The organism is Microbacterium sp. NPDC097977 (assembly GCF_040302605.1).
GTDB lineage: Bacteria > Actinomycetota > Actinomycetes > Actinomycetales > Microbacteriaceae > Microbacterium.
The window spans coordinates 1-9,882 of sequence record NZ_JBEOUR010000099.1 but is presented as its reverse complement, the minus strand read 5'-3'; the positions used below and the strand labels follow the sequence as shown (position 1 = coordinate 9,882).

10 protein-coding genes and 1 pseudogene are annotated in these 9,882 nt (G+C 68.4%); 6 read left to right on the top strand and 5 right to left on the bottom strand.

Annotated features, from left to right (window positions below):
- Positions 1 to 982: pseudogene (locus ABTZ43_RS15875) on the top strand (hypothetical protein); the annotation flags it as partial.
- 5 nt (positions 983 to 987) lie between these two features.
- On the opposite strand, the gene ABTZ43_RS15870 reads toward ABTZ43_RS15875, so the two are convergent.
- A complete protein-coding gene (locus ABTZ43_RS15870; protein WP_350539490.1) occupies positions 988 to 2,049 on the bottom strand; it encodes a LacI family DNA-binding transcriptional regulator in 1,062 nt (353 codons plus the stop codon).
- A gap of 59 nt (positions 2,050 to 2,108) precedes the next feature.
- On the opposite strand from ABTZ43_RS15870, the gene ABTZ43_RS15865 reads away from it, so the two are divergent.
- Positions 2,109 to 3,356 carry an MFS transporter gene (locus tag ABTZ43_RS15865; protein ID WP_350539489.1) on the top strand — a complete coding sequence of 416 codons (1,248 nt, stop codon included), beginning with the start codon at positions 2,109 to 2,111 and terminating at the stop codon, positions 3,354 to 3,356.
- Between the two features lie 3 nt (positions 3,357 to 3,359).
- Here ABTZ43_RS15865 and ABTZ43_RS15860 read toward each other — a convergent pair whose 3' ends face one another.
- Positions 3,360 to 3,785, bottom strand: coding sequence for a YggN family protein (locus tag ABTZ43_RS15860; RefSeq protein ID WP_350539488.1), 426 nt, complete (start codon positions 3,783 to 3,785; stop codon positions 3,360 to 3,362).
- Positions 3,786 to 3,932: 147 nt separating this feature from the next.
- Between ABTZ43_RS15860 and nucS the strand changes: the two genes are divergently transcribed.
- The gene (gene nucS, locus ABTZ43_RS15855) at positions 3,933 to 4,628 is read left to right on the top strand and encodes an endonuclease NucS (RefSeq protein WP_045252593.1); all 696 of its coding nucleotides are present in this window, start codon (positions 3,933 to 3,935) and stop codon (positions 4,626 to 4,628) included.
- Between the two features lie 63 nt (positions 4,629 to 4,691).
- Entirely contained in the window at positions 4,692 to 5,357 is a 666-nt protein-coding gene (locus tag ABTZ43_RS15850; RefSeq protein ID WP_056414267.1) for an HAD hydrolase-like protein, read from the top strand.
- Between the two features lie 196 nt (positions 5,358 to 5,553).
- On the opposite strand, the gene ABTZ43_RS15845 is transcribed toward ABTZ43_RS15850, so the two are convergent.
- Positions 5,554 to 5,760, bottom strand: coding sequence for a cold-shock protein (locus tag ABTZ43_RS15845; protein WP_042540947.1), 207 nt, complete (start codon positions 5,758 to 5,760; stop codon positions 5,554 to 5,556).
- Positions 5,761 to 6,289: 529 nt separating this feature from the next.
- On the opposite strand from ABTZ43_RS15845, the gene ABTZ43_RS15840 reads away from it, so the two are divergent.
- Positions 6,290 to 7,102 (top strand): shikimate 5-dehydrogenase, encoded by an 813-nt coding sequence (locus tag ABTZ43_RS15840; RefSeq protein WP_502885416.1) that lies wholly within the window; start codon positions 6,290 to 6,292, stop codon positions 7,100 to 7,102.
- Positions 7,103 to 7,154: 52 nt separating this feature from the next.
- Here ABTZ43_RS15840 and ABTZ43_RS15835 read toward each other — a convergent pair whose 3' ends face one another.
- Both ABTZ43_RS15835 and ABTZ43_RS15830 read right to left on the bottom strand, forming a co-directional pair.
- Positions 7,155 to 7,850: an ABC transporter ATP-binding protein gene (locus tag ABTZ43_RS15835; protein ID WP_350539486.1), complete on the bottom strand. Its 696-nt coding sequence runs from the start codon at positions 7,848 to 7,850 to the stop codon at positions 7,155 to 7,157.
- Complete coding sequence (locus ABTZ43_RS15830) at positions 7,847 to 8,917, bottom strand: FtsX-like permease family protein (protein ID WP_350539485.1); 1,071 nt, start codon at positions 8,915 to 8,917, stop codon at positions 7,847 to 7,849. Before ABTZ43_RS15830 ends, ABTZ43_RS15835 begins: the two co-directional genes overlap by 4 nt.
- A gap of 164 nt (positions 8,918 to 9,081) precedes the next feature.
- Here ABTZ43_RS15830 and ABTZ43_RS15825 point away from each other — a divergent pair.
- Positions 9,082 to 9,882, top strand: an 801-nt coding sequence (locus ABTZ43_RS15825) for a sensor histidine kinase (protein ID WP_350539484.1), incomplete at its 3' end; no start/stop codon positions are given.

The following is a 9,882-nucleotide window of genomic DNA, read 5'->3' as shown; positions in this document are numbered from 1 at the left end:
CCGCGAGTCGCGCAGCCCGGCCATGGTCATCGTCCTCGCCGCGGTCGCGCTGGTGTCGACGTTCTCGAATCCCCTCTTCATCGCGTGGGGCGTCGCACCTCTCGTGCTCGTGCTCGTCGTCCTTGCCGTCCGCGCACCGCAGCGCACCCGCATCCTGATGCTCTCAGCGCTTCTCCTCGGAGCAGCGGCAGCGGGGATGCTCGCTCGTATTCCGTTCGCGGCATGGATCGCCAACACGGGCGCGGGATACGCGCAGCCGAGCCATTGGCGGGACTCCGCCGAGTATTACCTGGGGCTGCTCGGCGATCGGATCGTCTCGCCCTTCGGGCTCGTGGGCTTGCTGATCACCGTCGCGCTGCTGGCCCTCGCCGTCGTGCGCACCACTCGGTCACCCGATGTCGGCGCGCGCCTGATCGCGGCCGTGGCGTGGGCGACGCCGTCGGTCGTCGTCGTCGGAGCGGTCGTGCTCGGCACCCATGCCTCGCGCTACCTGCAACCCCTCGCGTTCGCGCCGGTGCTCGCGCTCGTGGCCTGGCCGACGACGCTCCGGGTGTCGGCCGATCTGCGCCGCCGCACCGCCGCCGTCGCCGGCGTCCTCCTGCTGGTCGGGGGCGGCCTCAGCGTGCCGCGGCTCACCGCCGCAGCCTCCGCCCCCGATGCCGACCTCGCCTGCGTCACCGACTGGGTCGAGGGGTCCGGTCGCACCGGAGCCGGGCAGTTCTGGACCGTCCGCCTGCCGAAGCTGCATCTCGACGATCCGTCGCAGCTGGTGCAGGTGGATCACCGGCTGAACGCCTACGCCTGGCTCGTGAACCGCCACGACGCCGATGTCGGCGAGGTCTCGTTCCTCGTCGAGGACTCGCAGACGGTGCCATGGGAGCTTCCGCAGGCTGTCGTGCCCACGGACATCATCGACTGCGGGCGCTATACGATCCGGGACTTCGGGACATCGACGCTGCCGATCGGTCCCGCCCACAGCTGACGGGGTCAGCGCGCCGGCGGTGCCGTCGTCGTTCCCTCGCGGAACCGGCACGTCAGGTGCAGCGTGAGTCCGGTCTCGCCCTGCAGCATCCGGGCGACCTGCTCGCCGGCCGCACGTCCCTTCTCGACAGCCGGCTGCACGCTCGTCGTGAGCACGAGATCGCCGAGGCCGTCTGCGGCGATCCCGTCGAATCCGGCCACCGAGAGGTCCTCGGGCACACGCAATCCGAGCTCCTCCGCCGCACGGATGACGCCGACCGCGATCAGGTCGCTCTGCGCGAGGATCGCCGTCGGTCGCGTGGCGGGATCCGCGAGCAGCATCCGACCTGCGAGCAGTCCCTCGTCGATCAGGCTGCCGCCCGCCGAGATCGCGGGAGCCGTCGGGAACACCTCGCGCATACCGGCGAGGCGATCGACCGTGACGTCGACCGTCGCCGCGGCGATGCGCTCCTGCGTCACCGGTGCTCGTTCTCCCTCGGTGTCGAGGGGCAGGGTCACCAGGGCGACCTCGCGGTGTCCGAGGTCGTACAGGTGGCGCGCGACATCGGCGGCCGCGGCGGTGTTGTCGAGGGTGATCCTCGGGATCCCCTCGCCCGCATCGCCTTCGATCACCACGACCGGAAGCCCGCGGCTGCGGACGATGTCGAGCGATGCCTTGGTGCGACCCGAGCAGCCGATCAGAACGACCGCATCGACCGGCGCATTCGAGAGAGGGGAGCCGTCGTCGCCCGGGTCGTCTCGCATGAGGAGGATGCCGGCGCTCATGTCCGCGAGTCCGTCGGTCAGACCGTCCATCATCGCAGTGGTCACCGGATCGAGGAATGCCGCGCGCAGGTGTCCCTCGAGCACGACCGCGACGATGCCGCTGCGTCCGCGACGCAGCGAGGCCGCACGAGGGTCGGGACCCGCGTAGCCCAGGTCGGCCGCCGCGGCGAGCACGCGCTCACGGGTGGCTGCGGCCACACTCGCCTTGCCGCTGAAGACGACGGATGCCGTCGACGTCGCCACCCCTGCCGCGCGGGCGACGTCGGCGATCGTCGCGCGGCGCGGGGTGTCGTGACTGGTCATACTCCGAGGATAGCTCCCCCGGGTTCCGCGCGATCGAATCGATTCGATATGCTGATCCGATGGACACGGCTCTCTCCCGGTCGCAGTATGTGCGCTGGCGCACGGCGATCTTCGCGATCTTCCTCGCCAGCGGTCTGTCGATCGCCACCTGGGCGTCGCGGGTCCCCGACATCAAGCTCGCCCTCGAGGTCGACAAGGCGCAGGTCGGCATGCTGCTGCTCGGCGCCGGGATCGCGTCCATCATCGGCATCTCGACGAGCCCCGCGATCATGGCGCGCACCGGTGCGCGCACCGGGATGATGGTCTCGATCTTCACCTTCGCCTCGGGCGTCGCGCTGATCGGGATCGGCACGAACGTCGTCGGCTCGTATTCGGTGGTGCTGATCGGGCTGGTGCTCTTCGGCCTCGGCAACGGATGCGTCGACGTCATGATGAACGTCGAGGCCACGGCGATCGAGCAGCACTCGGGCAAGACGATCCTCCCGCTGTTCCACGCCTTCTTCAGCTTCGGCACGGTCATCGGAGCCGGGCTCGGAGCACTCGCCGCGCAGCTGCAGATCACTGTCTTCACGCACACCCTCGTCATCGCGGTGCTGATCGCCGCGATCGGCGTCGTCAGCATCGCCAGCGTTCCCCGACGCCAGGAGGCGCTCGATCCGAGCGAGGGCGACGGCGAGAAGCGGCGCTGGCGCGAGCGGATGCACGTCGCGATGTCGGCCTGGCGAGAGCCGCGCACCTACGCGATCGGCGTGGTCATGCTCGGGATGTCGTTCGCCGAGGGCGGGGCCAATGACTGGCTCGCGCTCGGCGTCGCCGAAGATCACGGCGGCGGAACGGCCCTCGGTGCGGCCGCCCTCGCCACCTTCTCCGTCGCTATGACCGTCGTGCGCATCTTCGGCGGACCTCTCGTCGACCGTTTCGGCCGCGTGGCGGTGCTGCGCATCCTCGCGGTGGCCGCGGCATCCGGCATCCTGCTGTTCATCCTCGCGCCGAGTCTGCCGCTGGTGTTCGTGGGAGCAGCCCTGTGGGGCGTGGGCGCCTCGCTCGGGTTCCCCCTGGGCATGTCCGCCGCCGCCGACGACCCGGCCAAGGCGGCCGCGCGGGTGAGCGCCGCGGCGACCATCGGCTACATCTCCTTCCTCGGCGGCCCGCCGGTCCTCGGCTTCATCAGCGAACACATCGGCCTGCTTAACACCCTGTTCATCCTCGTCGCCCTCGTCGTCATGTCCGGTCTGTTCTCGGGCGCCGCGCGCCCGCTGCGCCAGGACGAGATGTCAGCAGAGCCTGTGGCCGCGACGAAGGACTGAACGTCAGCGTGTGACCAGAAGGTGCGGCGTCGGGCCTTCGAGCCGCGCGATCGCGATCTTCACCTCGCCGATATCCGTCTCCAGTCGGTCGAACCGCGCATCCGCGCGCTGCTCGGACTTCTCGAACCGTGCATCCATCCGCCGTTCCGCCCTCTCGAACCGCGCGTCCATCCGCTGCTCGAAACTCTCGAACCGGGCATCCATCCGCTGTTCGAAACTCTCGAGCAGCGCATTCGTCCGCTGCTCGGATCTCGTGAACCGTGCGTCCGTCTGCAGTTCCGCCCGCTCGAACCGCGCATCCATCCGCTGCTCGAAACTCTCGAACCGTGCGTCCGTGCGGGTGATCATCCACCCGAACCCGGCGGCGAGTCCCAGCAGCGTCGATGCGACGGTCACGATCATCGTCACCAGTTCGATCGACACGGTCATCTCCTCATCCTCGGTCTGCTCGCCCAGAATGTCAGGATGCAGTGCGGCACGATCGCGGAAGATGGCGGCGGCACGGGAGATGGGGAAACACCGACGACCGACACCGTCGCCGCAGGAGGAGTGCGTCCGACGAAGTAGGCTCGAACGGTGCGTCTCGTCATCGCCCGCTGCTCCGTGGATTACACCGGGCGGCTCAATGCCCACCTCCCGCTCGCGACACGTCTTCTCGTGCACAAGGGCGACGGGAGTCTGCTCGTGCACTCGGACGGCGGCAGCTACAAGCCGCTGAACTGGATGAGCCCGCCGTGCTCCCTCTCTTCCGAAGAGCCCGGCGAGGAGGAGTCGATCGCCGGCGTCACCGAGGTGTGGCGTGTCACGCACAAGAAGACCGGCGATGCCCTGCGTGTGCAGATCTACGAGATCCTGCACGACACGCAGCACGACCTCGGGATCGATCCCGGGCTGCAGAAGGACGGTGTCGAAGCCGACCTGCAGCGCCTGCTGGCCGAGCAGGTCGACCGCATCTCCGACGGCGCGACGCTCGTCCGTCGCGAGTATCCGACGGCCATCGGTCCGGTCGACCTTCTCGTGCGGGATGCCGACGGTGCCGCGATCGCCGTCGAGATCAAGCGCCGCGGTGACATCGACGGCGTCGAGCAGCTGACCAGATATCTCGAGCTGCTCGGCCGCGACCCGCACCTCGCCCCCGTGCAGGGGGTCTTCGCGGCCCAGGAGATCAAGCCACAGGCGCGCGTGCTCGCCGAAGACCGGGGCATCCGCTGCCTCGTGCTCGACTACGACGACATGAAGGGCATCGAGTCCGGCATCCCGCGTCTGTTCTGACCCCGTCTGCACAGATGTTCACCGCGGTCGGTCGCATCGCCCGCTGCCCATAGGCTGGAAGGCATGGCTTCTTCCCCCTATTCGTGTGTGCTCTGGGACGTCGACGGCACGATCGCCGACGCATCGGTCGGCATCCTCCGCCGTCTGAATGTCGCTCTCACGCACTTCGGACACCCGGCGCCGACGAGGGAAGAGCTGGTGCACTGGATCGGTCCGCCGATGTTCCAGTCCTTCCAGGCGCAGGCGGGCATGACCCCCGAGGAGTCCGCCGAGGCCGTGAGCTTCTACCGCACCCTGGGCAAGGCGGACGGGTACACGACTGACGTCGCGACCTATCCCGGTGTGCCCGAGATCATCCGTGATCTGCACGCCGCCGGTGTTCCTCAGGCGACGGCGAGCTCGAAGCCCGAGATCCAGGTCGATGCGATCATCGACTTCTTCGCGCTGCGGCCGTACTTCCTCACCACGGTCGGAGCCACCCCCGACGAGTCGACCCTCGCCTCGAAGACCGACATCGTGGCCGAGGCGCTGCGTCGTCTCGCCGAGCGTGGCGCAGATGTGTCACGGCCGGTGCTGATCGGCGACCGTCACCACGACGTCGAGGGCGGCAACGCGAACGGCGTGCCCGTGGTCTTCGTCGAGTGGGGTTTCAGCGACACGCATGAAGGCGATGAGGCGGCCTTCCGCGCAGCATCCGCCGACGAACTGCGCGCACTGCTTTTGAACTGACCGCGGGCTCGACGCCTCGGGAGGAGAACTCTCCCTGGGGGAGACCCTCGGCCCGCACGCATCCTCCCGTCAGGCAGATCTCCTCCCGAGAGGGCGGGAGAAGACAGCTGAATCCCGCCCACAAAGCACAGAACTCCCCGCCGGGCGGCCGCGACGGATCGCAACCCCCGGTCGGGGAGTCTGTGTACGTCCGCTCTCAGAGCGGACGGATGTTCTCAGCCTGCAGGCCCTTGGGGCCCTGCGCCACGTCGAACTCGACTCGCTGGTTCTCTTCGAGAGAGCGGTAGCCGGATGACTCGATGGCGGAGTAGTGCGCGAAAACGTCAGCGCCGCCGTCGTCGGGGGAGATGAAGCCGAAGCCCTTCTCCGAGTTGAACCACTTAACCGTGCCCTGGGTGCTCATGTACTGCCTGTTCTGCTGGAAAGAAGCCGACGCAGGATGCCCCGACGTGCTCCACGCTAGTGGAGCACGCGCTGAGGGGAAGTCCCGAGATCAGCCCGTAACCCAAATGTTGCACGAGACGTCATACGCGGTCATGGATCGCACGCGCGAACCTGCCCGGAAAATGGTGTGGCCCTCACCGCGGGGGGAGCGATGAGGGCCGAAGACGACCGGAGGGTGCGTCAGATTCCAGACTAACCCCTCCGGAACCGTTTTGTCCCCCATTTGGGGGACAAAACCGAAAATCATCAGAGGATCGCCGATAGCGGCCCTCTCGAGCGGCCCGTTGGGGACAGAACCGCTCGAGAGGGCCCAATCGCATGCACGGATCGCCTTGCCTCTGGGGAAGGCGGTCCGTCTCTGGGGAAGACGGAGGCGATCGATCCCCTGTGCATGCATCTTCACCATAAGGGAGTGGATGCGGCTTCGCCATGGGGTTGCATCCCGGCATTTCGAGGAGAGCGTCGGCGAGTAGCCTGGTGCGGTGACCATGCTGAACAAGGACATGACGCTGTGCATCTCGCTCTCGGCGCGCCCGAGCAACAACGGCACCCGGTTCCACAACCGCCTCTACGAGGAGCTCGGCCTCAACTGGATCTACAAGGCCTTCGCCCCCACCGACCTCGCCCAGGCGATCGCGGGTGTGCGCGGACTCGGCATCCGGGGATGCGCGATCTCCATGCCCTATAAAGAGGATGTGATCGCGCTGGTCGACAGGATGGATCCGTCCGCGACCGCGATCGACTCCGTGAACACGATCGTGAACGACGAGGGCGTGCTCACCGCGTACAACACCGACTACAGCGCGATCGCCCAGCTGATCGAGCAGAACAGCCTCGACCCCGCGGCATCCGTCCTGCTGCGCGGGTCCGGCGGGATGGCGAAGGCGACCGCGGCCGCGTTCCGCGACGCCGAATTCACCCGCGTCACGGTCGCCGCGCGCAACGAGGGCCGCGGCCGCGCGCTGGCCGATCTGTACGGCTTCGACTGGACGGCGGATGCCGAGGCGGTGACCGCGGACGTGATCGTCAACATCACCCCGATCGGCATGGCCGGAGGTGCGGACGAGCACGCCGTGTCGTTCACCGACGCGCAGATCGCCGCCGCATCGGTGGTCTTCGATGTGGTCGCCCTCCCCGCGGAGACCCCGCTGATCACCGCGGCCCGGGCGGCCGGCAAGACGGTCATCACCGGAGCCGAGGTCGCGACGCTACAGGCGCTCGAGCAGTTCGTGCTCTACACCGGCATCCGTCCCTCTGCCGCGCAGGTGCAGGCCGCCGAGGAGTTCATGCGGGCCCAGTGAGCGGCGGGGCGGGAGTGCGCGTTCACGCAGAACTCAGACGAGCCGTCCCGGCTCAGCGCGTCGGAACGGCGGCGTCGACGACCTGACCGTCGACGAGGTGCAGCACCCCGTGCATGCGTGGGAGATGCACGAGATCATGCGTGACCAGCAGCGTCGATGTGTTCCGTTCGTCCGTGAGTCGCAGGATGAGATCGATGATCCTGGCCCCGCGTTCCTGATCGAGAGCGCTGGTGGGCTCGTCGACCAGGAGCACGCTCGGATCGTTCATGAGCGCTCGAGCGATGTTGACGCGCTGACGCTGTCCGCCGGAGAGCTGGTGCGGCCTCTTGTGTGCGTGCTCGGCGAGGCCGACCGCAAAGAGCAGCTCCTCCGCGCGAGCGGTCGTCTCGGCGCGACCGCGTCGACTGCGCGGAGCACCGAGCTCGTTCATGACGCTCAGCTGCTCGCGGGCGGTCAAGGACGGGATGAGGTTGGGCTGCTGGAAGACGATTCCGATCCGGTCCCGCCGCAGACGCGTCGCCTCGGCTGCGCCGAGCCCCGTGACGTCACGCCCGTCGATGAGGATCTCGCCGGAATCCGGACGCAAGAGGGTGCCGGCGACGGCGAGCAGACTCGACTTGCCCGAACCGCTGGGGCCCGTGATGCCGGTGACCGTTCCCGGGTGGGCGGTGAGGGAGACGCCGTCCACGGCGGTCACGCGGGAGTCCCCGTCGGGGAAGGTCAGGGTGATGTCGGTCAGACGGATCATCGGTTGCTCCCGAGTGCGGTGAGAGGGTCGGCGGAGGTGACGGATCGCAGGGCGAACGCGGCGCCCGCGAGGCCGAGGGCGATCATGATCCCGCCGGGAAGGATGGTCGTGAGGGGGCTCAGCAGGAACGGAAGAGCGGTGCCGGCGAGCAGGCCCAGCACGGTGACCAGCCCCAACCCGACTCCGATGCCGACCAGAAGGACGATCAGCGCCTGACCCAGCGCGTCGCGGATCAGGGACCGCGTGCTCGCCCCGAGCGCTTTGAGGACGGCGACGTCGCCCTTGCGCTGCATGGTCCAGACGGTGAAGAACGCCCCGATGACGAGTCCAGAGATGCCGAAGAGCATGGCCACCATGAGCAGGAGCGATCCGATCTCGGAGCGGAAGGTGCTCAGGGCTGTCAGCGATCCCAGGGTGGTCTCGGAGATCGTGTCGTTCGCCGCGTCCGCAGCATCCCCATCGGGGGCGCCCGAGACGACGAGGACCGTGGCGTAGGCATCGGGGTTGCCGGTGGATGCCGAGTACGCCTGCCAGTCGTGCAGAGTCATCTGCACGACCGGGGTGTGGCTGTACCACGCGTCTCCCTCGACCGTCTCGACGTCGTAGGAGACGCCGGCGATCTCGATCTGCTCTCCGGCCTTCACGGCGAGCGCCTCAGCGGCGGGCACCGACAGTCGCAGCCGACCGTCTGCGGAGGGCGCATCGGCGTCGAACCCCGGCTCGACACCGAAAACCGCGATCGCAGCACGGGTGTCGGCGGTCTCGGCACGGGTCTGGCTGATTCCGAGGGGGCGTGCGTCGGTCACCCCGGCCGTCGCCGCCCAGTCGATCGCCTGCTGCTCGGTGATCGCGGAGTCGGCGAAACTGGCCGCAGCGTCTCCGCCGGAGGGCGAGGAGAACACGATCCTGTCTCCGGGCAGCGCGAGCACGGCCGAGACGTTCTGGATGGCGAGGCCGCCCGTCAGTCCGCTGAGGAACCCGACGAGAAGGGTGATGAGGGCGACGACCGAGCCGATGAGGATGAATCGCCCCTTGGCGAAGCGGAGATCGCGTAACGCGACGAACATGGTGTGGCCTTTCCTGTCGCCGATGCGGCGACCATTCCACTTTCGCCGCGGGCGTCATCCTGGTCATCCGCCACCGGGACGAGCTTTCGCGCCCAGGATGAGGACGCCTCGATCGTCCTTTCGGACGATGCGGCCGCTCGGCGCCGCGGCGTAGAGTTCGATCCATGGTGCATACCGCTCTGACCCCGGTGTTCGTGGGTCTGCGGACGGGTCTGCACGTTCTCTTCTTCGCCCTGACGGGGCTCGTCATCGCCCGCGCGGTGCTCGACCCGTCGGATTCGAGCGTCGCCGCGACGGCGTTGGCGCTGATCGTCGGCGTCACGTACGCCTCGGGCATGCTGCTCGCTCGCCTCTCGCGCGGCCGACGGCCGGTGACACTGATCTGGTTGGCACTCCTTTCCGCAGAGTGGCTCTGCCTGCTCTGGATGAGCGCCGATGCCGCCTACCTCGTCTTCCCCCTGTTCTTCCTGTTCCTCCATCTGCTGGGGCGTTGGATGGGATCCGCAGCCATCCTCGCGGCGACGGTCGTCGCGGTGTGCGCACTCGGCATCCACGGCGGGTGGAGCGTCGGCGGCGTCGTCGGTCCGTTCGTCGGCGCCGGCGTCGCCCTGCTGATCGGCCTCGGCTACCAGGCTCTGGCGAAGGAGGCCCAGCAGCGCGAAGCGCTGGTCACCGAACTGCTCGCGACCCGTGGACAGTTGGCTGCACAGGAACACGAATCAGGCGTGCTCGCTGAACGCGCGCGGCTCGCTCGTGAGATCCACGACACGCTCGCGCAAGGACTCTCCAGCATCCAGATGCTGCTGCACGCCGCGGAACGCGCCGACGATACGCGCCCGGGGATCGAGCACATTCGCCTCGCCCGCGAGACCGCCGCCGCGAATCTCATCGAGGCGCGGCGATTCATTCGCGAGCTGACACCTCCCCAGCTCGACGATCAGACCCTCGGTGGGGCGCTGCGTCGG